At 62.0% G+C, this 24015-nt stretch carries 22 protein-coding genes; 3 read left to right on the forward strand and 19 right to left on the reverse strand.

Annotated features, from left to right (window positions below; all coding sequences use genetic code 11):
- The 8 genes from smpB to QZZ60_RS04635 all read right to left on the reverse strand — a co-directional run.
- A partial coding sequence (smpB, locus tag QZZ60_RS04600; protein ID WP_295638477.1) for an SsrA-binding protein occupies window positions 1-286 on the reverse strand: 286 nt, incomplete at its 3' end.
- 177 nt (window positions 287-463) lie between these two features.
- Window positions 464-1312, reverse strand: coding sequence for a 16S rRNA (cytidine(1402)-2'-O)-methyltransferase (gene rsmI / locus QZZ60_RS04605; protein WP_295638480.1), 849 nt, complete (start codon window positions 1310-1312; stop codon window positions 464-466).
- Window positions 1239-1715, reverse strand: a complete 477-nt coding sequence (locus tag QZZ60_RS04610; RefSeq protein WP_295638483.1) for a YraN family protein — start codon at window positions 1713-1715, stop codon at window positions 1239-1241. Before QZZ60_RS04610 ends, rsmI begins: the two co-directional genes overlap by 74 nt.
- The gene (locus tag QZZ60_RS04615) at window positions 1703-2365 is read right to left on the reverse strand and encodes a ribonuclease HII (protein ID WP_295638531.1); all 663 of its coding nucleotides are present in this window, start codon (window positions 2363-2365) and stop codon (window positions 1703-1705) included. Before QZZ60_RS04615 ends, QZZ60_RS04610 begins: the two co-directional genes overlap by 13 nt.
- 268 nt (window positions 2366-2633) lie before the next feature.
- Window positions 2634-2981, reverse strand: coding sequence for a 50S ribosomal protein L19 (gene rplS, locus QZZ60_RS04620; RefSeq protein ID WP_294445587.1), 348 nt, complete (start codon window positions 2979-2981; stop codon window positions 2634-2636).
- Window positions 2982-3010: 29 nt separating this feature from the next.
- Window positions 3011-4327, reverse strand: a complete 1317-nt coding sequence (gene trmD / locus QZZ60_RS04625; RefSeq protein WP_295638486.1) for a tRNA (guanosine(37)-N1)-methyltransferase TrmD — start codon at window positions 4325-4327, stop codon at window positions 3011-3013.
- 6 nt (window positions 4328-4333) lie between these two features.
- Window positions 4334-4939: a ribosome maturation factor RimM gene (gene rimM, locus QZZ60_RS04630; protein WP_295638489.1), complete on the reverse strand. Its 606-nt coding sequence runs from the start codon at window positions 4937-4939 to the stop codon at window positions 4334-4336.
- Window positions 4939-5175 carry a KH domain-containing protein gene (locus QZZ60_RS04635; protein WP_294445584.1) on the reverse strand — a complete coding sequence of 79 codons (237 nt, stop codon included), beginning with the start codon at window positions 5173-5175 and terminating at the stop codon, window positions 4939-4941. The genes rimM and QZZ60_RS04635 overlap by 1 nt, the downstream gene beginning before the upstream one ends.
- A gap of 436 nt (window positions 5176-5611) precedes the next feature.
- Between QZZ60_RS04635 and QZZ60_RS04640 the strand changes: the two genes are divergently transcribed.
- Window positions 5612-5761, forward strand: coding sequence for a hypothetical protein (locus QZZ60_RS04640; RefSeq protein WP_295638492.1), 150 nt, complete (start codon window positions 5612-5614; stop codon window positions 5759-5761).
- A 247-nt stretch (window positions 5762-6008) separates the two neighbouring features.
- Here QZZ60_RS04640 and QZZ60_RS04645 read toward each other — a convergent pair whose 3' ends face one another.
- From QZZ60_RS04645 to QZZ60_RS04670, 6 genes are all read right to left on the reverse strand, one after another.
- A complete protein-coding gene (locus QZZ60_RS04645; RefSeq protein WP_295638495.1) occupies window positions 6009-6335 on the reverse strand; it encodes a P-II family nitrogen regulator in 327 nt (108 codons plus the stop codon).
- A 33-nt stretch (window positions 6336-6368) separates the two neighbouring features.
- Complete coding sequence (locus QZZ60_RS04650; RefSeq protein WP_295638498.1) at window positions 6369-7751, reverse strand: ammonium transporter; 1383 nt, start codon at window positions 7749-7751, stop codon at window positions 6369-6371.
- Between the two features lie 615 nt (window positions 7752-8366).
- Window positions 8367-12644 carry an alpha-glucan family phosphorylase gene (glgP, locus tag QZZ60_RS04655; RefSeq protein ID WP_295638500.1) on the reverse strand — a complete coding sequence of 1426 codons (4278 nt, stop codon included), beginning with the start codon at window positions 12642-12644 and terminating at the stop codon, window positions 8367-8369.
- A gap of 91 nt (window positions 12645-12735) precedes the next feature.
- Window positions 12736-13929, reverse strand: a complete 1194-nt coding sequence (locus QZZ60_RS04660; protein ID WP_295638503.1) for a glycoside hydrolase family 57 protein — start codon at window positions 13927-13929, stop codon at window positions 12736-12738.
- 3 nt (window positions 13930-13932) lie between these two features.
- A complete protein-coding gene (locus QZZ60_RS04665; RefSeq protein WP_295638506.1) occupies window positions 13933-15261 on the reverse strand; it encodes a glycosyltransferase family 4 protein in 1329 nt (442 codons plus the stop codon).
- A gap of 38 nt (window positions 15262-15299) precedes the next feature.
- Window positions 15300-17399, reverse strand: coding sequence for an amylo-alpha-1,6-glucosidase (locus QZZ60_RS04670; RefSeq protein WP_295638509.1), 2100 nt, complete (start codon window positions 17397-17399; stop codon window positions 15300-15302).
- A gap of 236 nt (window positions 17400-17635) precedes the next feature.
- Between QZZ60_RS04670 and QZZ60_RS04675 the strand changes: the two genes are divergently transcribed.
- Window positions 17636-18661 (forward strand): glucokinase, encoded by a 1026-nt coding sequence (locus tag QZZ60_RS04675; protein ID WP_295638512.1) that lies wholly within the window; start codon window positions 17636-17638, stop codon window positions 18659-18661.
- Between the two features lie 213 nt (window positions 18662-18874).
- The gene (locus tag QZZ60_RS04680) at window positions 18875-19369 is read left to right on the forward strand and encodes a CinA family protein (protein ID WP_295638515.1); all 495 of its coding nucleotides are present in this window, start codon (window positions 18875-18877) and stop codon (window positions 19367-19369) included.
- Window positions 19370-19451: 82 nt separating this feature from the next.
- Here the strand turns inward: QZZ60_RS04680 and QZZ60_RS04685 are convergent, their stop codons facing one another.
- From QZZ60_RS04685 to QZZ60_RS04705, 5 genes are all read right to left on the reverse strand, one after another.
- Window positions 19452-20546, reverse strand: a complete 1095-nt coding sequence (locus QZZ60_RS04685) for an AI-2E family transporter (protein WP_295638518.1) — start codon at window positions 20544-20546, stop codon at window positions 19452-19454.
- A gap of 26 nt (window positions 20547-20572) precedes the next feature.
- On the reverse strand, window positions 20573-22123 hold the full coding sequence (locus tag QZZ60_RS04690) for an NFACT RNA binding domain-containing protein (protein ID WP_295638520.1): 1551 nt from the start codon (window positions 22121-22123) through the stop codon (window positions 20573-20575).
- Between the two features lie 14 nt (window positions 22124-22137).
- Window positions 22138-22500 carry an RNA polymerase-binding protein DksA gene (dksA, locus tag QZZ60_RS04695; protein ID WP_295638523.1) on the reverse strand — a complete coding sequence of 121 codons (363 nt, stop codon included), beginning with the start codon at window positions 22498-22500 and terminating at the stop codon, window positions 22138-22140.
- An 82-nt stretch (window positions 22501-22582) separates the two neighbouring features.
- Window positions 22583-23260 (reverse strand): HAD family hydrolase, encoded by a 678-nt coding sequence (locus QZZ60_RS04700; RefSeq protein WP_295638526.1) that lies wholly within the window; start codon window positions 23258-23260, stop codon window positions 22583-22585.
- A 5-nt stretch (window positions 23261-23265) separates the two neighbouring features.
- Window positions 23266-24015: hypothetical protein (locus QZZ60_RS04705; protein ID WP_295638528.1), on the reverse strand; the 750-nt coding region annotated here is incomplete at its 5' end.

Genomic DNA, 24015 nt, shown 5'->3' on the forward strand with positions numbered 1-24015 from the left:
CGATGCGCGTGGTGACCAGCTGGATTTCGCGGTGATGGACCAGAAGCTTCTTGTCACGGTCCGGATCCTGAAGGACGTAGCCTCCGCGAGCGTAGGGGGCGATGCGCATGCCCACGACGAAGGCTTCTCCCTCGCGGCATTCGACGAAGCTGTCGCCGAAGCTGACCTGTCCGGCGCGGATGCTTTTTACTTCCGGACCGGTAAGAACGATGCCCGCTTCAAAAAATTCAAGAAATTCGTAATACTGACGGGCTTTGCGGTTGTCGATGCGCGGCGTGTCGGCCATGGGGATGCTCCTGAGGACAAGAATGGGGAAAAGAGATTTCTCTGCATAAAAAAGAAGAAGACGGGAGGAAGGCAGAGGATTTTTCCCAAAGAATTCACTGGCTGAGTACCATACAAGCCGTCGTCCTGCAAGAAGGCGGAAAAAACTCCGCACGCGTGGACGACGGCTTTTGCGGGCTCAGTCTTTCATGCCGGAAATGAGGGCGTATATTTCGCCCGTGGTCCATCCCCGGGAGCGCGACTGCACGCGGCGCGCCACGGCGCGGGGAGCTCCGCCCAGAGGGCGTTCCTCCTCGATGAGCGCAAGAACGTCGTCACGGCTGCTGCGCGCGGACTGCTCCGGCGGGCCGACCACGACGGTGACTTCGCCCAGAATGCCGGAAAGATCGGGGAGGCTTTCGAGGCGGAAGCGCAGATACTCCTCATGCGTTTTGGTAAGTTCGCGTGCTATGCACACTTCCCGCGGGCCGAGAAGGGCCAGGGCGTTTTTGAGGGTTTCTTCAAGTCTGTCCTTGCGTTCGAAGAAGACCAGCGTGGCGGGAATGGCGGCGTAGGGCGCAAGCGTGTTTTCCTGATCGGAACGCTTGCGGGGCAGAAAGCCGAAGAAGACGAAGGGCTGGGGAGGAATGCCGGAGCCGGCGAGAGCGGTGACGGGAGCGCAGGGGCCGGGAACGACGGAAACGGGAAGTCCCGCCTCGCGGCAGGCGCGTATGACCACATAGCCGGGATCGGCCATGACGGGCATGCCGGCGTCGGAAATGAGCGCGATGTTCTTTCCCTCGCGCAGCATTGCCAGCACGGAGTCGGCCTTCTCTTTTTCGTTGTGGTCGTGATAGCTCATGAAGCGGCGCACGGTGACGCCCCAGCGGGCGCAGGCGAGGCCTTCGCGCTTGGTGTCTTCGGCAAGAACAAGGTCCGCTTCTTCCAGACAGGCGCGGGCACGGGGGGAAAGATCACCAGGGTTGCCAAGAGGAGTTCCCACCACCCACAGCGTGCCGGGCTCCGTAATCTGCGTATTCGATGACATTTCGTATCAGCTCCGTTTGGTAGGTTCCTGACGAACGTTCCGTGCAGGCAAGGTCGAAACGGCAGGGCGTGCCCCATGCGTCATGGGCGGCCATCCATGCCTGTGCGGCGCGCACGAGCCTTTCCTTCTTGACGGCGGTGAGGGCCTCGAAGGGGCGCTGCATTCCGCCTTTCGTGCGGGTCTTCACCTCCACGAACACGAGAGTTCCGCCATCTTCAGCCACAATGTCGAGCTCAAGATGACCGCTGCGCCAGTTGCGATCCACAATGCGCCAGCCCATGGACTTCAGCATGGCGGCGGCCGCCTCTTCCCCCTCCGCTCCGGTTCTTGCGCAGCCGGAAAGAGGAGACGGCGCGGGGTCGGCGCTTTTTTTTCGCCGTCTGAGAAGGTTCAGCACAGCCATCCCTGTTCCTGCACCTTCGGCGGCAGGACGCCGCGAAAGTCGAGCCTGTGCAGAGGACACGGTCCGTACTTTTTCAGCGCTTCCCTGTGCTCCTTTGTGCCGTAGCCCTTGTGCCTTGCAAAGCCGTATTCCGGCCAGCGTGCGTCGAGCCTTGTCATGAGCTCGTCGCGGAAGGTCTTGGCCAGCACGGACGCCGCGGATATGGAGGGGACTTTGGCGTCGCCGTCCACCACGGCTTCCTGCTCGGGCAGGGGAATGCCGAACTGTCGGAAATAGAGAGGAGGTATGATCTGCGTGCCGTCGATGAGCAGGCGTGCGGGCACGCTTTTTTCCTTCGCGCCCATGCGCACGCGCATGGCGGCCACGGCACGCGTCATGGCCATGAGCGAGGCCTGAAGAATGTTGATGCGGGAAATTTCGTTCATCCATGCGAGGCCTATGCCCCAGCCTACGGCAAGCGAGCGTATTTCCTCGGCAAGGCGGTCGCGTTCCTCGGGTCTGAGCACCTTGGAGTCGTCGAGGCCCATGAGATCGAAGCCGTCGGCGAAGATGACGGCTCCGGCTACGACCGGTCCGGCCAGACAGCCGCGCCCGGCTTCGTCGGTTCCTGCGGTAAGCATCTGCTGCGATTCGGGAGCGCTGAAAAGCATGCCCTGTTCAATGACGACGGCTTTTTTGCGGGATCTGGCCATGGATCACCTGAAAGAAAAGTGAGGATTCGCGGGACTGAAGGAGGCGCAGGTCTTTTCCGCGGAAAAGGAGAACGATCGTTTCGCCTGGAAAAGACGACGTGCGCAGACCTTCGTATGGGCAGCGGGCCGGAGAGTCGGGCCTCATAGACAAAATCCCCTGCCGGAAAGCGCCGGAAGGGGATTTGTCTGCACAAAACGCAGGCCCGGGCAGAGCCGGGCCGGAATTTTAGTAGCGGTTGCGGGGCTTGATGCGGGCAGCCTTGCCGCGAAGCTCGCGCAGGTAGTACAGGCGGGAGCGGCGCACGCGGCCTTCGGTCACCACTTCGATGTGGTCGATGAAGGGGGAGTGCATGGGAAGGATGCGCTCGACGCCGACGCCGTCGGAAATCTTGCGGATGGTGAAGGTGGCGCCGGTGGTGCCGCGCTGGATGCGGATCACGTTGCCCTGGAACATCTGGATGCGTTCCTTTTCGCCTTCAACGATGCGCAGATACACCTTGAGGGTGTCGCCGGGCTTGAAGGACGGGATGTCCATGCGCATGTGTTCGCGTTCGATCTGCTTGATGATATCCATAGGGGGACTCTCCTTGAGGAAAATGGTGTTTATCCCCGATCGCCGAGGAGCCTGTCCAGAAGGATGGCGGCGGCGGCGCGTACGGGAAGATGATTGTACTCGTCCATCCAGCGCAGCGGCGGCAGGATGGCGTCGCATTGCTCCAACACCTCAGGCGCAATGCCATGCCCGGTTCCCAGAAGCAGGAGCACGGGCCTGTCCGCAAGCTGACGCCGCACCTCGTCGAAGGTGGTCGCCGGCCGGCGTTCCCGGTGTTTTTTATCTAGGACAGGCTGGGCACTGGTGCCGACCACAAAGGGCGGCAGGCCGCGATCGGTTGTCAACGTCGCAATCGCGCTTTCCAGAGATTCCTCGGGCCTGACCAGTCGAAGGGCCTCGGCTCTGTCGGGATTGAACGACAGCCCCGGCCCTTCCGTCCAATGAGAGAGCAGTGTTGCCAAGAGTCTGCGCTGATCCTCCAGCGGCGTGACCACGAAGAATCCACTGATCCCATAGGTGCGGGAAATTCGTGCTATATCGTGAATGTCGAGATTTGTCAAAGACGTTGTGCCCGTTTTCCGATTTTTTAATCGGACCGGGTGATGAAGCAGGGCCACGTGAAGATTCTTGCCGGGGCGGAACCTCGGTTCGGCGCGCAGCACCTGCCTGTCGTGATGCGTGAGCACGGCGTGATCGAGCAGGTCCGGCCGGTACTTCGCGGTGGCCAGCACGGACTGATCGCGCCGCCATGCGGCGATGAGCGCATGGTTGCCGCCCTCAAGCACCTCTGGCACGCGCAGCCCCTCGAAGACGTCGGGACGCGTGTACTGCGGGTATTCCAGAAGGCCGTTGCTGAAGCTCTCTTCGTCGCCCGATTCGTCCTTGCCCATGAAACCGGGCTGGAGCCTGGCCGTGGCTTCTATGACGGCAAGGGCGGCCGCTTCGCCGCCGTTGAGCACGGCTTCGCCCACGCACACGGGCTCCACGGGCAGAAGATCGAAGAGCCTCGCGTCGAAGCCTTCATAGCGGCCGCAGACAAGCGTGATTTCCTCTTCTTTTGCCAGTTCCCGGGCAAAAGCCTGCGTGAAGGGACGGCCGGCAGGGGTAAGGACGATGAGGCGTCCCTTCTTTCCGTTGCAGGGAGCAAGGGAGCGCAGCGTGCGCACGAGCGGGTCGAGCATGAGCACCATGCCCGGGCCGCCGCCGTAGGGGCGGTCGTCAACGGAATGGTGCCGGTCCGTGGACTTGTCGCGCGGGTTGGCGAAGGAAAATTCCACGATGCCCGCTTCGCGGGCCTTTTCCATGAGACCGCTGGAAAGGGGCGAGTCGAACCACTCGGGAAAAAGCGTGACGAGATTGTAGCGCATGACTGATCAAGCCTTGCGGGAGGAATCGTCTTCCGCGTCCTTGTCGTCCTGACCGTCGTCGGGAGTCTCAGACGAAGCGCCTTCGCGGTACAGGTCGAGCAGACCTTCCGGCGGAGCGATGGTGGCCGTTTCGGCGGAAAGATCGACGTCGAGCACGAACTCAGGCACGGCGGGGAAGAGAATTTCGTAGCCTCCCTCTTCCTCCGGCGCGCGGATGACCCACATTTCCTGTCCTGCGGGGAAGTCCACGTTTTCCAGTTCGCCGACGAGCGTGCCGTCTTCAAGGCGCACGGAAAGGCCGATGAGATCGCGCAGATACGGTTCGTCCTCGTCGGCCTCGGGCAGGAAGGACGCGTCGATGAGCAGTTCCTGACCGCGCAGCCGCTCGGCCGCCGAGCGGTCGTTGCAGCCTTCGATGCTGAGAATGAGCTGATCCTTCCACAGATGCCATTCGCGTATGCGCACGGGCCGCGGAGCAAAGCGTCCGGCGCGCAGCATGAGAGGCTTTTCCAGAAGTTCGGCGGAGTCGGCGTAGTAGTCCACGCGAATGTCGCCTTTGACGCCGTGGGGCTTGGTGAGCCGCCCCAGAACTACGAGAGAGGAGGCAGGCATTATTCGAGAATTTCCAGAACGACGCGTTTCTTGGTTTTGGCGGACACGGCGCCCAGAAGGGTGCGGATGGCCCGCGCCGTGCGTCCCTGCTTGCCGATGATCTTACCGAGGTCGTCTCTGGCCACGGAAAGTTCCAGCGTGGAGGCCTGTTCCCCTTCGGTTTCGCGCACGGAAACCTGATCGGGGTTGTCCACCAGCGATTTGGCGATGAATTCCACAAGTTCTTTCTGCTGCATGTAAGCTCTCCGCACGTTTTCCCGAAGCATGAGGAGAAAACGCGAAAATTTTTTTCAGACTATCATTCCCTTCCTGCGCCCGTCAATGAAGGGAAGGGACCCCGGGGCGGAAGGGCGGCCCGGAAAATCTTGTAGAATGTCGAGTGCGGGAAGACTCGACCGGAGCGTTCTGCCGGAATGCTTCCGATATCTTTGCCCCGGTCTTTGCAGAAAGTATGCGTCTGCTCCCGTTGATCGGAGCCTCTGCGGAAATGCCGGTCCGGCGGCTGGACGTTCAAGAGTCTTCCTGTCAGAATGCCGAACGATGAGGGACAGAACGTGCTTGAGCCGGTGCTTCAGGGGGACTTTCTGAAGCGGCATGACGACGGCGCGCCCATGGTGCTCCTGCACACGGCTCAGGAGAGCGCGCATTCCCCCTCCCTTCCATATGGACTCCATGCACGAAAACGTGGCGCTGTATTGCGCTTCCGCCGGACTTGCCGACGTGATGAAGGCGCAGGAGACGGACCGTCTGGATGGAAGGCTGCCTCTGCCCGAAGGCTGGAAGGGCTACATGATTCAGCCCGTGGGCTATCCGGCGACCTAGGCGGCTTTGGAGGACGGCGTTTCTGTTCCCGTCGTCCTGCGGAGAGCTCTGACGCCCGGGAAAAGGGCGTCTCCTGCGGGCGGAGCCGGAGAACGGAGACAAAGGAAGCGCCGGAGCATGGGGGGATTTTCATGCTCCGGCGCTTTGGGGCCCTGAGGAGGAGAAGGGGCCGTACGACGCTGCAGTCTTGGATTTCCGACGGACTTGAGAGGTTCAGGATGCGCCGTCGGACGGGGAGGAAAACCGTCTACAGTTCGTCGCCGGTGCGTATTCTCCGGCTTTCAAGGACGTCCACGACATAGATGATGCCGTCACCTTCATGGCCGGTGGTTGCGCCTCTGGAAACGGCGTCCATGGTCTTGTGCACGTCATCTTCGTGCAGACAGAGTTCTATGCGCACCTTCTTGAGAAGCGTCACTTCCGTGGCGACGCCGCGATACATTTCCACATAGCCCTTCTGGCGGCCGGAACCGAGGATGTTGGTCACGGACATGCTGTAAAGTCCCTGAGCGTACAGTTCCTGCTTGACGGCGCCCAGGCATTCCGGGCGTATATAGGCAACTACGAGTTTCATGTTCTGCTCCTGATGATTCTTGGTGTGGTCGGACTACTCGTTGGAGAAGATCTGGAAGCCGCTGTAGACGTCGGTTCCGTGTTCCGTGATGTCCAGACCCTTGAGTTCCACTTCGCGGCTCACGCGCAGGCCGATGAGCTTGTCGGCGAGCTTGAAGGCGCAAAGTCCGGTAATGAAGGCCCATGCGCCCACGCTCACGGCGCCGAGCAGCTGGACAAGCAGCAGATGGAAGCCGCCGCCGTAGAGCAGACCGACGTTGGAGCCGTAGCCGGGAGCGGCGAAGAGTCCGACGAGCACCGTGCCGAGGAAGCCGCACACGCCGTGCACGGAAACCGCGCCCACAGGATCGTCGATGTGGAGCTTCTGGTCGACGAAGAGGATGGAGAGGACCACCACTATGCCGCAGATGATGCCGATGAAGATGGAGCCCACGGGAGAAACTTCAAAGCAGCCGGCGGTGACGCCCACAAGCCCCGCCAGAACGCCGTTCATGGCCATGGAAGGATCGGGCTTGCCGGTCATGAACCAGATGGTCAGCATGGAGGCGGCGAAGCCGGTGCAGGCGGAAAGGCAGGTGTTCACGGCAATGTAGCCCACGGTGCCGTCGGGAGTGGTGGTGGAGCCGCAGTTGAATCCGAACCAGGCGAACCACAGGATGAACACGCCGAGGGCCACCAGAGGAATGTTGTGTCCGGGAATGGCGAGAGGCTTGCCGTCGGGGGAGTACTTGCCGATGCGCGGACCGACGCAGATGGCTCCGGCAAGTCCTATCCAGCCGCCCACGGAGTGCACCACGGCGGAACCGGCGAAGTCGATGAAGCCGAGATTTTCAAGCCAGCCCTTGGTGTCGGCAAAAAGGCTGTTCCAGCACCAGCTGCCGCTGATGGGATAGATGAAGGCGCTCACCAGAATGGACACCATGATGTAGGCCTTGAAATCCGTTCTTTCCGCAATGCAGCCGGACACGATGGTGGCCGACGTGGCCGCGAACATGGCCTGGAAGAAGAAGAACGTCCAGGCCCAGCCGCCTTCGGGCGTGGTGGGATCAATGAAGCTCATGCCGAAGGTGGGAGTGCCGATGAAGCCGTTCGAGGCGCCGAACATGAGTCCGAAGCCGATGAGGAAGAACAGCGGAGTGCCCACGCTGAAGTCCACAAAGTTTTTCATGAGAATGTTGCCCGCGTTCTTGGCGCGGGTAAGACCGCATTCCACAAGGGCAAAGCCCGGCTGCATGAACATGACGAGCATGGCGCCGAGCATGGTCCATATGATGTCGCCGTTCTGCTGGCTCAGGAAGGAAGGGTCTTCCTCGGCAAGAGCCGTGCCGGGAACAAGCAGAAAAGTCATGGCAAGGGCTGCCGCACCGAGAGACGGCAGGGACATTCGCCGAAAGGAAAGTCCTGTACGATTGAACATGGAAAAAAACTCCTGTACGAGATGCCCTTTTCTGTGCAGGAATCGTGCCAAAACAAAATTTTCCTTATATTTTATATAGTTGATGAATTTCATGATTGTGTCTGAGCATGGATGATGCATTTTTGTTTCAACTCGGGCAAAATCCTCGAAGGGCACGGTACACGGAAATAAAAATATATGACGAACAATATCAAGATATTATCGAAGGTCATGCTTTTGAGATTTATTTGTACCGTCGCAGAAGCGCCCGACGTGCGTTCCAGAGGCGGAAGGGGCATCCGGACGATTCCAGAGGGGCGGGAATTTCGTGTCGGCATTCATTCGGCGCTTTTTTGAATCGCGGGAACTTCTGCGGCGTTACCCGGAGCGTTTTCGTGTTCTCTGAAGGCAAAGCGGAGAGAGGAGAATGTCCCTCGCACGGCATTGATACCTGTTTCATTTCTGTATCACGCCGTGTGGAACCTGGCGGAGCGTCTGCAACGTCGATGTGAAAAAAAGCGGCTTTTCTTTCTGCATCCGTGTCTTTGCACCGTGCAGCGATGGGGTTGATTCATAAAAAAGTGCCCGGGGGCCTTCACAGGCCCCGGGCATGCTTGGCGTGCAGGATGTCGGTCGTTACGCCCAGTGCACGAGACCGGAGCGCATGACGTTGTCCATGGGATCGATGAAGGGCACTACACGCACGCCGTAGGCATGCAGGCCGGTGACTTTGGCTTCGCAGGAGGCTTCATAGACAAGATTGCCGTTTTCCTCGCCGGTGAGGGAGAGGTTCACGATCTGCGGCTCGTCGGTGAAGTTCATGCCGTCGGTCACGCCGAGGACGAACTGCACGAGCAGTTCTTCCTTCTTCATGTCGCCGGGGGTGAGCGTGAGCTTCACGGTGAAGGGCTTGCCGCAGTACACGGTGTCGCCGTCAAGACCGGAAAGCTCGACGGACTGTATGGCCGTGGTGTTGAAGCGGCCGGGGATGCTCTCCATCCATGCGGTGACGGCGCGGGCCTTGGCCTGACGGTCGGCGTCCATGGCCACGCCGCGGCGGGCGGCGGGGATGTAGATCTTTTCCATGTAGTCGCGCACCATGCGGCGGCAGCCGTACATGGCGGTCAGGCTCTGCAGGGAGTTCTTGGACACGGCTATCCAGCCGTGCGGCAGGGCGTCGGAATCGCGCTGGAAGAACAGCGGAACCACCTCGTTCTCAAGAATCTGGTACAGGCTGTCGGCGTCGGCGTAGTCGTTCTGTTCGGCGGAAAGGGTGGCATAGGTGGCCTTGGGGCCGATGGTCCAGCCGTTTTTGCCGTCGGCGCCCTCGACCCACCAGCCGTCGGAGATGCTGAGATTGATGCCGCCGTTGACCGGCACCTTCTCGCCGCTGGTGCCGCTTGCTTCATGGGGACGACGGGGGGTGTTGAGCCACACGTCGCAGCCGCGGGAGAGCAGACGGGACACTTCGAGGTTGTAGTTCTCCACGAAGAAGATCTTGCCGTAGAAGCGCGGATCGCGGGACCAGTGCACCACTTCTTCGATGAGTTCTATGCCCTTGCTGTCGGCGGGGTGGGCCTTGCCGGCCATGACGAGCACGGTGGGACGTTCGGGGTCGTTGAGCAGACGGGCCAGGCGGTCGGGATCGGCAAAGAGCATGGTGGCGCGCTTGTAGGGGGCGAAGCGCCGGGCAAAGCCTATGATGAGGGTGTTCTGCGTGAGGGAGGAAAGCCACTTCGTGCGTTCTTCTCCGGAAATGTCGGAGTAGGCGGAGCACTGGGGCAGGCGTTCGCGCAAGGCATCGATGAGGGCCTGCTTCTGGGCGCGGCGCGCGGCCCAGTATTCATCGTCCGGGATGGACTGCACCTTGTTCCAGGCGGGGTCTTCGGGCTTCAGGTCAAGCCAGTTCGGTCCGAGGTAGTGGCTGAGCAGCAGACGGAAGGCGGGGCCCACGTAGGAGGCGGTATGCACGCCGTTGGTGACGTGGCCGATGGGAAGTTCCGCTTCGGTGAAGCCCTTCCAGATGTTGCGCCACATACGGCGGGAAACCATGCCGTGCATGGCGCTCACGCCGTTGGCCTGAGAGGACATTCTGAGAGCGAGCACGGTCATGTCGAAGTTGTTGGGATCTCCTCCGTCCTGACGGCCGAGGGCCAGGAAGTCCGCCCATTCCAGGCCGAGCATTTCCGCATAGGGCTGGAAGTAGCGGGACATGAGATCCACGGAGAAGCGCTCGTTTCCGGCGTCCACGGGGGTGTGCGTGGTGAACACGCAGGAGCTGCGCACGAGGGTCTTGGACTCTTCCAGGCTGAGATCGTCGCCTTTCATGTGCTGACGCAGGCGTTCCAGCACGAGGAAGGCGGAATGGCCTTCGTTCATGTGCCAGACCGAGGGCGTGATGCCGAGGGCCGCCAGCATGCGCACGCCGCCGATGCCGAGAAGGATTTCCTGACGCAGACGCACGTCGCGGTCGGCCTCGTAGAGGCGGGCGGTGACGCGGCGGTCGTCGTCGTTGTTCTGCGGCACGTTGGTGTCCATGAGGTACAGGGAAACGAGACCGACCTGCAGCTTCCAGATGCGGGCGTACAGCGTGCGGGTGCCGAGGGGCAGAGAGATCATGAGAGGTTCGCCCTTGTCGTCGAGCATGGCTTCGAGCGGCAGACTGGCGGGCTGGTTCTCGGGGTACTGCGGATTCTGATGGCCGTTCTTGTCCACGGTCTGCTGGAAGTAGCCGTTGAGATAGAACAGGCCTACGCCGATGAGGGGCAGGCGTTCGTCGCTGGAGGACTTGAGATGGTCGCCGGACAGGACGCCGAGGCCGCCGGAATAGAGCTGCAGGCTTTCATGCAGGCCGTATTCGGTGGAGAAGTAGGCCACGGGGCGTTCGGCAGAAATGGCAGCGGTACCGTCTTCCATGACGTCGGAGACCAGAGGCTGGGCCATGTAGGCGTCGAACTTTTCGGCGAGCTTGTTGAGCCGCGTGACGAAGGTCATGTCGGCGGCAAGGTCGCGCAGACGGGAGGGCGGCGTGTTTTCCACCATGTAGATGGGATTGTGGTCGCACTCCTCCCACAGTTCGGGCGACATTCCGCGGAACAGGGCCAGGGCTTCCGGCTGCCAGCTCCACCACACGTTGCCGGCTATGTCGTGCAGGCGGCTCAGTGCCGCGGGAAGTTCCGACACGGCGTTCAGCGTGCGCAGGAAGGGAATGGAAGAGGGGCGCATGGCGAGTTCCTTGGAAAAATTGGTGGCTTGGGTGTGATTGGAGGCATGGCGGCGGAAGTGCGCCTTTTCATTGGCCATGGAATAGGCGCTCATGTAGAGCTGGAAGAATTCGTTCCAGTCGGCATGGGCTGCGGCGGCGCGCACGGTGCGGCGGCGCTGGTCGAGCTCTTCGTCGGAGCAGGCGGCGTAGTGCACGATGACGTCGGCCAGGGCGTCCACGGTCTTGGAGTATTCGTTGTTGCGGCGGGCGATGACGCCTATGCCCGGCTGCGTGCCGATCTTGTTTTCCATCTGGCGTATCCAGAGGCCGAAGCCGGACAGATCGGTGGTGACGGTGGGCACGCTGTAGGCCGCGCTTTCATGGGGAGTGTAGCCCCAGGGTTCGTACCAGGAGGGGAAGACGCCGAGATCGCAGCCGGAAAGCACGTCGAAGTAGGGCATGTTGAGGAATCCGTCATGACCGTCGAGCAGGGCGGGAACGAACACGACGTCCACATTGTCGTCCGCGGCGTTGTTCAGACCGAGACGGCGGCAGGTGGTGAGTATGGGATCGTTGGGCGCGTCGTACACCTTGTGGCTCGTAAGAAAGCCCGCGCCGGGCAGGGAGGGATCGGCCACCACGGAAGCGTCGCCGCTTATGGCGTTTTCGTCCACGCCCGTGTGGCCGCCCATCATGAGCATGAGGGCGAGCACCTTGCGGGTGTTCTGCATGGACTTCTTTGCCTTGGCAAGGGCGTCGAGGAAGAGATCCACGCCCTTGTTGTGGTACTCGTAGCGGCCGGAGATGACGAGAATGCGGGTGTCGGGCGTGATGGTGCGGCGCAGCAGACGGCTTACGGGCTCGAGCAGGCGGGCGCGGTTGGCAAGAGCGCTTTCGCGGTCCGCGCTGTAGTCGTGAATGGTGGAGAGGTCGAGACCGTTGTCGGTGATGATGTCGGGCGTGCGGCCGAGGAAGACGCGGGCCTCTTCGGCGGTGATGCCGCTCACCGTGGTGAACACGTCGGCTTCTCTCGCGCTCACGGTTTCCATGGAGCACTTGGCCGTGACGTTGTAGCGGAACGCCTCCTGAGAAGGCGAGATTTCCGACATTCTGGCGTAGATGTCCACGCCGTTTCCGGCCATGGCGCGGCCGAGCACGGTGGCATGGGTGGTGAACACCGTGCCGATGGAAGGAGCGAGCTGCTTGAGAGCAAGAATGCCCGCGCCGCACATCCATTCATGGAAGTGGGCGATGCCGTGGCTCTTGTTGCGGGTGGAGAGCACCTGATGGATGGTGGCGATCACCTCTCCGCAGGTGTAGCTGAACAGGACGGGCTCGATGTAGTCCCAGCCGCCGGACAGGGAGTCCACGCCGAATCTCTCCCAGAGCTGACGCAGAATCTGGTTGGAGTCGTGGCGGCCGTTGAAGTCCACGAGAATGACGCGCGGCCTGCCGGGGATTTCCCAGCGGCCGAAGCGGCAGTGAAGATCCTTGTCCTTGAGCGGGTAGCGCAGCGCGTCCCAGTAGGGCTCGTCCGTCTCGGTGAACTCGGTGTTGTGCTTGGTGTCGGGGCCTATGAGAATGTATTCGCCGTTGAAGGCGCGCATGGCCTGCTGTGCCTTGCTGGCGACAACTTCATAGATGCCGCCGACCTTGTTGCACACTTCCCAGCTGACCTCGAAAAGATGAGTGCGTGAAGGTTGATTCATGAAAGCTCCATAAAAATGAATTCTGACAGGAAGAGCCTCGCTTTCCTCCGGAAGGGGAAAAGCGGGGCCTCTCTGTCAGTTTCTTGCCGGGTTACTGGTTGGCCTTCGCAAAGAGTCGTATGCGGAAGTCAGCCAGGACGTTCATAAAGTTGGTATAGGCGTCAAGCGGGGACCGGTAGGGGGAGAAGTACTTGTGCACGTTGCCGTCCGAGGACTGCGGCGTGCCCATGTAGTACAGATGATCGGAGGTCTGCAGCTTTCTCCACGCCTCGTTGAGTTCGGGATCGTTGACGTATTTCACGAGCCCGAGACATTCATACAGGGCGCGGAAGGCGTCCTTCTGCATGTCGTTGCCGAGCCATGCGGAAAGGTCGCGTTCGGCGTCGGCCCACGAGACATGGCCGGGAATGTCCAGTTCGGCGCGGACGGGGTAGCGGTCGGCCGCCTCGGAGACGGTGGCAAAGTCGAATTCAGGATCGCTCAGCACGCAGTCCGGCAGGGCGCGCATGAAGTCGAAAATGCCCGTGTCGGCCCACTGATGCTCGCCGAAGGTCTCGTAGTCCATGAACAGGTTGACGACGTCGCCGTTGCCCTTGATCCTGTGCAGCCAGCCTGCAAACGTGTCGGCCATGAGCGGGTAGGCGGGCCAGTCTCGGTTGGAGAAGCGGAAGGTGATGTCGTCGGAGAGCGAGTAGCTGCGCAGCATGAGCTTCATGCCGGGGCAGCGCACGGGCGCATAGACGAAATGCGGGCTTCTCCAGCCGAGCACGCTTTCCGAGCCTTCGGCAAGAATGACGTCGTAGCCCATGTCGCGGGCCATGCGCGCCACGTCGTTGCTGTAGATGAGCTCGGTGTTGCGGAAAACGCGGGGACTCTGTCCGAAGAGCTCACGCATCCTTTCGCGGTGACGCATGACTTCGCCGCGGAACTCGTCTTCGGAAAACAGACAGGCGAGGGAATGATTGTCGGTTTCGTCCAGAAATTCCACGCAGCCGGTGCGCGCAAGAGCACGGAAGCTGTCCAGGACTTCGGGCGCGTATTCCATGAACTGGTCGATGACGATGCCGGTGAGGGAGAAGGACACGCGCAGGCGTCCCTGATGCCGTTCGATGAGCTCGAGCAGCAGGGAGTTCATGGGCAGGTAGCATTTTTCGGCCACCTTCTGCATGACGTCCCGGTTGTGCTGGGCATCCTCATAGTCGTTCTTCGCGCCCATGTCGAAGAAGCTGTAGGGACGGAGGCGGTAGGGCTGATGAACTTCAAAGCAAAAGCATACGGAAGGCATGGCTTAACTCCGGGCATTGGGACAGACATGAGCGTAGGCGGCGAGAATTCCGTCGGCGGCGCGTTCCCAGGTGAGGGACTGAAGCGACTGCTGACAGCGTCTGAGGCTTTCGGCGGCCATTTCGGGATGGTTCAGCACGTCCAGGATTCTGTCGGCCATCTGACGCACGTCCCAGTAGTCCACGGTGAGGGCTCCGGGCAGCACTTCGGCGCAGCCGGACTGCTTGGAAAGCAGAATGGGCGCGCCGCACTGCAGCGCTTCCAGAGGCGCGATGCCGAAGGGCTCGGATACGCTGGGCATGACGTACAGCGAGGTCAGGGAATACATGTGCTGCACGTCCTTGCCGCGCATGAAGCCGGGGAAGTGGAAGCGGCTGCCCATGCGAAGTTCCGCCACGCGTCGTATCATGCGCGGCAGAAGATCGCCGTTGCCGGCCATGATGAAGCGGGCCTCGGGCATTTCGTTGAGCACGAGCCTTGCGGCTTCCACAAAGTATTCCGGTCCCTTCTGGAAGGTGACCCGGCCCATGAACAGCACGCGCTTTTCGTTGCGCACAAGCTCGGGAACCTCGAAGGAAGGCACCTTGTCGTGCAGAAAAGCGCCGTTGTATACCACGGAAATCTTTTCCGGAGGCACGCCGTAGCGTTCCACGGCGACCTGCTTCGTGCGCTCGCTTACGGCGATGACGTGCTCGGCGGCCTGAAGGCCGTCCCGCTCGATGTTGTAGATCTTGTCATACCCGTGATCGCCGCAGCGGTCAAATTCCGTGGCGTGAAGGTGGGCGATGAAGGGCAGACCGCTCAGCCGGCTGGCCGTCATGGCGGCGGGATAGGTCATCCAGTCGTGGGCGTGGATGACGTCGGCGGGCTTTTTCATGTGCTCTTCCAGCACCACGGCGGAAGCTGCCGTGGTGAAGCGGTAGACCTCGTCCATGAGGTCGTTGTGGTAGCCGCCGCGGAAGTGACTGATTTCATCGACGTACTGGTCGTTTTCATTGAAGACGTCGGGGTCGATGCCGAGCTCGCCGAAGTTCGCGCCGCCGTAGGGATTGAGGTTTGCGCGCACGGGACGCATGAACAGGTGGGAGAACTCGTCGGACGCCTGCTGACGCCGTACCTTTTCCACGGCCTTTTTCAGGGCGCGGGAAATGGGCACGCCGGAGGCTGATCGCAGAAACGTTCCCGAAACAGACTTGTCGGCCCGCATGCTGGGCAGAATGAAGGCGATGTCCACGCCCCGTTCCATGAGCCCCTGCGTTATGCCGTAGCAGGCCGTTCCCAGTCCGCCGCTGATATGCGGCGGAAATTCCCATCCAAGCATCAGAACGCGCATATGATATCCCCCGTTTTGTCGGGTAAGGAAAAACTGAATTACCGGAGCTCAGAGCCGTTTTTCTGGAAGGCGTCCAGCCAGCGTTTCCATTCTCCCGGGTTGGATTGTCTGACGAGCAGCAGCAGACGGAGCGCCTCTGCCGAACTCCATGCCTGCGCTATGCAGCCCCCCGGCGCGTGGGGCGGCTGCCCGTCGAAAATTTCGGAAATGCTTCCCAGTCCCGCTTCGCCGAGATGGATGGAGAACAGCGGCGTGACGGCGGAAAGGGCGTCGAGCACGGCCTTGCCGGAGCGGGCCGTCCTCACCACGGCATCCATGTACGCACCAAGCAGCCAGGGCCAGACCGTGCCCTGATGGTAGGCCTTGTCGCGTACGCTCTGCGGACCGCGGCACACGGGGTGATACCCGGCGTCGGAAGGGGCGAGGGTGCGCAGGCCGAAGGGCGTGAGCAGGTTGTCGCGCACGCATTTCACCACGGAGGCCTGCACCTTCTGCGAAAGGGGCGAGCAGGGCACGGCCGCGGCGAATATCTGATTCGGCCTGATGTGCCGTCCCGGGCCCTTTTCGGGATGCCAGGTGTCGTAGAGGCCTCCGCCCATGAGCGCAGCGTCTTCGTCGGAAGGACGGAAGACGCGGTTGAAGGCCTTTTTGAGGCGCGGCAGCAGCGCCGTTTCCGCAGGTGGCGTTTCGCCGAATTCCGCCGCGAGCTCGGCGGCGAAGGAAAGGGCGTCGAACCACAGGGCGTTGAGCTCCACGGCGCAGCCGTCGCGCGGGGTGACGGGCACGCCTTCTATGGAGGCGTCCATCCAGGTGAGCTGCGTCTTTTCGCTGCCGGTGTGCAGCAGGCCGTCCTTGTCGGCGTACACCAGCGGACTGCCGTCTTCGTCGGGCATGGTGCCCGCGGCAAAGTGGCGTATGATGTCCTTGAGCACGGGCCAGCAGGTGCGTCTTATGAAGGGCTTTTCCTTCGGGCATGCCAGGGCGAAGCGATGCACGGCAAGCGCGTACCACAGCGAGGCGTCGGCCGAGTTGAAGGCGGGCTCTCCGTTTCCGGCGCCGATGAGATTGGGTACCAGGCCTTTTTTCACCGTGCCCTTTATCTGGCGCAGCACGGCCTTTCCTTCCTTCGTGCGGCCGGACAGAAACGTGAGCCCGGGAAGGGCGATGAAGGTGTCGCGGCCCCAGGGGCCGAACCAGTGATATCCTGCGGGAACCACGGCTTCGCCGCCGGCGGTGATGAGAAAACGGTCGTTCTCGCGGCGCAGGTGTTCAAGAAGGGGCTCCTTGAACACGGGCTTCGGAGAGGTGGCGGCATGGCGCTCCCACAGCGTTTCCGGGGCCTCGTGAAGGGGCTCGGTTCCCGCGCTCACCCATATGGGACAGTCGACGGAAAGGCTCGTGACGAATTCTCCCGGCATGAGCAGGTCTTCCTCGAAATCGTAGCCTCTTTCCCTTTCCACGGGATAGAGCACCTTGTAGTACCAGTCGGGAGCGACGGTGAAGGAGGTGCGCTGAAGCGTGGGGTGGGAAACCTGCATGACAAGGGCGGGCATGGCGTCGTCGGGCCGGAAGGAGAATCCCGGATAGCTGCCGTTTTCTATGCCGAGGGCGTGCACGAAGGCAGCGCGCGACGGATCGGCAGCATGCAGGTGATTGACGTTGCGGCCGTTTATGAGGGGGCGCAGGGTGAGGCGCAGAGCTCCGAGTTCACGGGCTGCGGGAGTGTCGGCAAGGGCGTAGCGGATGAGAATTCTGTCGGAAGCGCGGTCGAGCATGAGCGAGCGCAGAAGCACGACCTTGTCGTCGCCATCGCCGCAGAGCTGAAACTCGAACGTGACGCCGTCGTGATCGCCGGAGACCCCCGATAGGGCGCGCCAGCCTTCCGGATGGACGACGCCGGGGTGCAGCCGGGTGGAAAGAGGAACGTCGCGTCCCTGCACGTTGACGGAATTTTCAATCGTAGACAGAAGCATGCGTTTTTCCGACGGGGTCTGAACGACCAGAAGGCCGTGATAGCGTCTTGTGTTGCAGCCGGCCGCCGTTCCGGAGGCATAGTCCCCCAGGCTGTTGGTGAGAAGCCATTCCCTGTTCATGCCGCCGTCGGGATAAGATGCGTCTGGACGAATGTGATATTCCATGGAACGTTTTGAAACTCCTGATTTCCTGCCATGTGGAAGGAACGTCGTCGTGTTCTCATGCTCGACGATCGATGTCTCTATGGCAAAATTTTCAAGTAAACTGGTGAAGAAAAGAGCTTACTCCTGTTTTGTCCCCGGGAAAAGCCCTTTTGTCGTGAGAATGATATCCCGTTTATGCAAGCATGGCAATGTTGCCTTCTCTATGTTATCTGCTTGGCCATGCAGGGAGGCGGAATATGGATATGCTTGTGGCCGATCTGGGAGGAACTCAGAGTCGATTTTTCAGGTTTTCTTGTGAAGACAGAGAGATATCCGTAAAAGAAGGGGTGGTGCTCTCTTCCCGGCAGACCTCGTTCAAGACGCTGCTTGAGGAAGTTTTCTCAAAGTGGCCGGATCGCGGAAAAATTTTGCGGGACGTGTCCGTTCTGGTTTTTGCCGCCGCCGGGCCGCTCAGGGACGGACGCATAGTCATGACCAACGCGGGCTTTGCGGTGGAGAAGGGGCCGGCGGAGGCGCTTTTTCCCCGGGCCCGCTGTCTGATCATGAACGATTTTGAGGCGCAGGCGTGGGCCTGTCTTTCGCCGGTCATGCGGGATGCGGCGCTCGTCGTGCCCGGCCGTCTGGATCCGGAGAGTACGGCAGGGGAGAATGTTGCGGGGCTTTCCGGGCTTTCAGGGGATGCGTCGCCCGTGGTCGTGACGGGTGCGGGCACGGGGCTCGGGGCCGCGTGGCTTCTGCCCGGGCAGCACGATGCTCCCGTCGTTCTGCCCTCGGAGGCAGGACACATGGCCTTTCCCTTTGAGGGGGGGGAAGAGACGGCGTTTTCGGATTTTCTGTCCGCAAGGCATGACGGCGGAGAGGTGACGGCGGAATTCGTGCTTTCCGGCTCCGGGCTTGCCCTGCTCTACGAACATCTTTGCGGGCGGGCTCGTGATCCTGCCTTGTTCACGCGGGAGGAGGGCTTTGCCGAGTCCCCATGCTGCGGCCTGTTTGCGCGTTTTTACGGCCGGTTCTGCCGCATGGCCGCGTTGGCCCTTCTTCCTCAGGCCGTGGTGCTGACCGGCGGCGTGGCGGGAAGGACGCCCTCGCTCGTGCGTCATCCCGAGTTCGTCCGCGAGTTTCTCCGGTCGAGAGGAGGTCAGAAGACGTTTCTGGAGGGCGTGCCGGTATGGCTGAACTCGCATCCCCGGGCCGGGCTCTGGGGAGCGGCAAGAGCGGGGGCGGAGTTTGCGCAGGCGCACCTGAGCGGGGGGACGCGCTGACGGAGCCCGGGAAGCTCCTGTGCGGAAGTTTTGGAGGCGGAATCACGCGGCGACGGCTGCCGCCTGTTATGGGCAACCGGTTGAAACCGTATGTCTTTCATCGTACCTTTTTTCGGTGTGGGAACGACTGGCGCGTTCGTTTGAGAGTGCGCCGACAAGATTCAGGAGCTGTTTCCGGCGCTGTCTTGGCCGGAACGACGGGGAGGATGTGTCATGCTGGATGAAAACGACGCTCTTGTGGAAGAGCTTGCCTCGCTTCTTCTTGCTCGGGGAATGCGGTGCGCCACGGCGGAATCCTGCACGGGCGGTCTGGCGGGGGCCATGCTTACGGCAAGACCCGGTTCGTCGGACTGGTATCTCGGCGGCGTGATTTCCTACGCCAATGAGGTGAAGAAGAGGCTTCTCGGGGTGCGAGAGGAGGATCTCGCGACGGTGGGCGCGGTGAGCGAACCCGTGGTGCGTTCCATGGCGCTGGGAGCCTGTACGGCAACGGGAGCGGAGGCGGCCATGTCCACAAGCGGCGTGGCCGGTCCGGGAGGCGGCACGAAGGAAAAGCCCGTGGGCACGGTATGGATAGGCTGGGCGCTGAACGGCGGAACCCGGGCGAAGGTGTTTCGTTTTACGGGCAGCCGCGACGAGGTGCGCGTTCAGGCGGCAAGACAGGCCGTGGCGGGACTGGTCGCCTGGCTGAAGGAAGAGAAGGCCTGAAGAGGGCCGCGAAAGGGCGTGCAGGGCGCTTGTTTCCGCCGTGCAGAGGAAGGGGCAGCCTCATCCCGCAGGAGAGAGCTTGTCAGTCCTTGGAGGCGTCCGCGTCTGATTTTTCCGTCGGACAGGACTCTTCTTCGCATTCTTCCATGAATATCTGCCACACGGTGACGAAGAACACGGCCAGCATGGGCCCGGAAACGAAGCCGTCCATGCCGAACATGATGAAGCCGCCGAGCGTGGAGAGCAGCACGAGAAAGTCGGGCAGCTTGGTGTCCCTGCCCACGAGCAGAGGCCGCAGGAGGTTGTCGGCAAGGCCGATGACGCACGCGCCGTAGGCCATGAGCAGCGCGCCCTGCCAGTACTGGCCTGTGGCGACGAGGTACAGCGCCGTGGGCAGCCAGATGAGGGCCGAGCCCACCACGGGAATGAGGGAGAGCACGGTCATGACCACGCCCCAGAACACGGCGGCGCGGATGTCGAGAATCCAGAATATGAGACCGCCCAGTGCGCCCTGAGCCATGGCCACGAGAAGGCTTCCCTTCACCGTGGCTCGCATGACGCCCGCAAATTTGTGAAAAAGTCTCTCCTCCCTGTGGTCTCCGAAGGGCAGGGCACGTATCATCACGTCCCGAATGCGGCCGCCGTCCCGCACGAGAAAGAAGGAAATGTAGAGAACCAGGGCAAGATTGGTGACGAGATGCGCCGCTCCGCCGCCTATGGCCACGGTGTTTTTGGCCACAAGACTGCCCAGGGAAAGCGCCGTCTTGCTGAGCGCGGCCTTTATCTGCTCGGGCGTGTAGCCGTAGCTTGCCAGCCAGTCCTGCGCTTCGGGAAAGTGTTCGCGCAGCCTGTCCACGGCCTCGATGAGCGAGGTGCTTCCGGCGATCATTCTGTCGTACAGCGCCATGCCTTCGTCCACGCAGGAGTAGAGCAGCCACGAAAGCGGCAGAATGATGATGACAAGGCAGAAAAGCACGGTGAGCAGCGCGGAGAGATTGGGGGAGAGTCCCCGGCCGTCGCGCAGCCGGACGTTGACGGGGGCGAACAGCACGGCGATGACCACCGACCAGAACAGCACGTCGAAGAAGGGCATCAGCAGCCAGCCGAACAGCACGGAAGAGGCTGCGAGAAGAAGGAGAAACGCCCGTGCCTCAAAGCGCTGCCTGTTGTCGTACATGAAGGTCTCCTTCGCCCGGCGGGCCGTCAGTTCTTCTCCAGCCGCTCTTCAAGGTAGCGTTCGATCTTCACGCGGAATGAGCCTTCGCTTCTGTCGATGCGCACCATGCCTGGAGCGGCGTTTTTCATGGGATGGATGTATTTTGCCAGAGAATACTGGATGGAGGCGCTTTCCGCGTCCTTCTGCCAGCTTTTCAGCGCGGCGAGCATGCCCGCCTCGTGCAGCGTGCGTTCCGGCACGTTCTGCCCCGCGTGATCGCGCCGGATGATGACGTGCGCGCTCGGGCCGTCGGCCGTGTGCAGCCAGTAATCATGAGGGGCGGCCAGCTTGAGCGCCAGGGCGTTGCCGCGGGTGTCGCGTCCGCGCAGCATGAGAAATCCGTCGCTGCTGCGGAAGGCCTGCACCTGCTTGGGCAGGGCGGAGGGAAGGGCGGCCGCCTTCGTTTCGTGCTTTCTCTCCCGGGCGGCGGGAGCGGCTCCATTGACGGCGGCAAGCATGCGGAGCATGGAGGCTTCGGCCTCTTCCTTCTGCGCACGTACTTCGGCGCGTCGCCTTTCAAGATGCTCAAGACCGCGCTTTCCGCGTCCGGCCTGATGAAACAGGGCGGTCATGTTCTCGCGGACGGTGAGCTTCTTGTCGAGCTTCAGCGTGACGGGATCGTCCGGTCCTTCCAGCGTGACGGCGTCGAGCTTGTCGTCCTGCCGGAACAGATAGAGCTGACCTTGCAGCAGAAGGGCGTCCTTCTGCCGGTCGCGCATGGCGGAAAGCCGTTTTTCTTCGGCATCGAGCTTGGCAAGAAGCCTGCCGAGTCTGGTCGCTTCGGCGGAAAAGGGTTTTGCGGCCGCCTGTCTCGCGTGTTCGGCCATTTCGCCGTACACGAGCGTTTCCCCGGCCTTCGCAAGCGCGGCCACGGGATCCTCGAACACGGTTTCCTTCCAGGTTCCGCCCATGGCGTCGAGCTGCTCTTCGGGAAGCGGCCAGGCGGAAACCTCGCAGCGGCCGCGATCGTCCTCGTAAAGAAAGACGTCGCCGCCTCCGGCTTCGAGATCCATGAGCAGGGCGTCCGCATCCAGCGGTTCGAGAAAGACGAGCGTGCGGCGGAGCGCAGGGGTGAGCACCTGCCATGTCTTCCAGATGTCCGGGGAAAGGGCGGAGATCCCGCCTTCAGGCCAGAGCGGTTCGCTTTCCGGTGCGGGGGCGTCGAAGGAGAGGGACGGTCCTTCGCGAAGGTCGAGGCAGAGCCACTCGGGCACGTCGCCGGACAGGCCGAGAAAGAGACGGCGTTCCGTCCAGCGACAGACGGCGCGGACGATGCGGCGGCCGGACACGTGCTTTCGCAGACGCATGACGAAGGATGGCGGCTGCGCGTTGACCGGGATGCGGTGGTCGGCGGAGAACAGGAGCGGCGACTTGCGGTCGGCCTTCAGCGCGAGATAGCGTTTTTTCTCGTGCCCGTCGCCTCCGTACATGGCAAAGACCGTGACACCGGGACCGGGCGCATGGATTTTTTCCATGCGGGCTCCCATGATGCGGGGAACGAGAGCGTCGCAGAAACGGCGGAAAAGATGGGCGTCCATGGTGCGGACCCGGATCAGCTGCCCTGAATCTTTTCGCCTTCTTCCTGACGGGCTTTGCAGGAAACGCAGAGCGTGGTCACGGGACGCGCCTTGAGTCGGGCAAGGCTTATGTCTTCACCGCATTCTTCACAGATGCCGTATTCTCCGTCGTCCATGCGCTTGAGCGCGTCCTGAATCTTGGTGATGAGCTTGCGCTCACGGTCGCGTATGCGCAGAGTAAAGGAGCGATCCGACTCGGCGGTGGCGCGGTCGGAAGGATCGGCGTAGGATGAATGGTTGTCCGTCATTTCTTCCAGAGTGGAATCGCCGTTGCGCTGAGCCTCGACGAGCATCTGGTTGAGAAGACTGCGGAAGTATTCCAGATCTTCAGGGGTCAAGGTTCCTCCTGGCAGGCTGTGCCGTGCCGATTGAATTTCCGTTGTGTAAACTATAAACTTTCCGTTGTAAAGCGGGGGAGGCTTATCGTTCACACATCTTCATGGCACGCAGCAACGTGCTGAAATCAGACACGCTTTGAGGGGCGAGACCGTCGGTCTGGAAGCAGAGGAAGGGTATGGACGCTCCTTCTGCCGCGCCCTTGTCCGAGGCGCTGTCGCCGATGAAAAGAACCTTTTCGGGCGAGGTTTTCCACTGTTCGAGGATGAGGAGCGCGCCGTCGGGGGCGGGTTTGGGATGGGGAACGTGACTTGCCAGCACGATGGGGTCGAAATAGCCGTGCAGGCGGCAGTTGTCGAGCAGCATGTCCAGACCGTCGGTGCGGTTGGTGTTCATGGCAAGGAGCACGCCCGAAGCGCGGCAGAAGTCGAGCACGTCGTGCAGGCCGGGATAGCAGCCTATGTGCGGCATGATGTCGCGCACGTAGGATATTTTTTTTGCCGCGTCGCGCAGAAGAGGCTGAAGAGGCCTTGGAAAGATGGCGTCCATGGCCTGATGCACGGTGGCCGCCTGCACGAAGTCTTCCTGTTCGCGGGTGAGTTTCGGCAGCCCCAGGTATTCGCGCAAATAGTTGTAGTACTCGATGTTGGCCGCGCGCGAGTCGATGACCACGCCGTCGCAGTCGAAGATGATGCCGGAGGGGAGGCCGCGGAAGGTTTCGGAAAGCCAGGCGGCGAGAGCGGAAGCGGAAAGGTGTGACATGGAGATCAGCAGAGGGCGTCGGGCAGGCAGAGGGTGAGAGTTCGTTGCCACTGGTCGTCGGGAAGGCCCTGTTTCAGCCTGTCCGCGGGCACGCGGCCGCAAAGAGCGGCCAGGGCCGAGACGCTGACGGCCACGGCGTGATGACCGGCGGGAGCGCCGTCCTTCTTCGGCGCGTCGAGTTCCGAAACGGCGGAGGCCATGGCCCGGCTCGTCACCACGACGGCCGTGTCTTCCGGCAGGTCGGGCAGAAAGGCCAGGGCCGCGGCGAGGGTTCTCTTCCAGTCGGGCAGTTCGTTTTCATCCGGCAGACGGGGAGCCGCTGCAGTGCGGGTCACGCCGGAAATGAGTCCGGAGAGCGCACGGCGCGAAGCGCCTATCTTCTGTTCGAGCGCGGCCATTTCGAGGGCCTGCTTTTCCTGAAGCCAGGCCAGCAGAAGCACCTGCTGGGCGTTCTGACGCAGCGGCTGCCGCGGCTCTTCGGCGGGAAGACCCGCCATTTCGCGCAGAGCCCGTCGTTCGGCCTCGGAAAGGTCGGCGGGTGCCTTCTCCGCGCCCAGCGTGAGCACGGGGGCGCCGCTCGCGCCGTCGCGGCAGGCGCGTTCGTAGTCGGCCAGACAGGCGGCGGCCATGGCCGGAGACCACGGCATGGACGGGGGCCAGGCCGAGTCCGGACGGCCGGGCAGACCGGGCCACAGCGTGCGGCAGCCATCAAGGTGCGGGAAAAGCTCGGCATGAAGATGCGGGAGTGCAAGATA

The sequence above is a fragment of the uncultured Mailhella sp. genome, assembly GCF_905187505.1.
Taxonomy (GTDB): Bacteria; Desulfobacterota; Desulfovibrionia; order Desulfovibrionales; family Desulfovibrionaceae; genus Mailhella.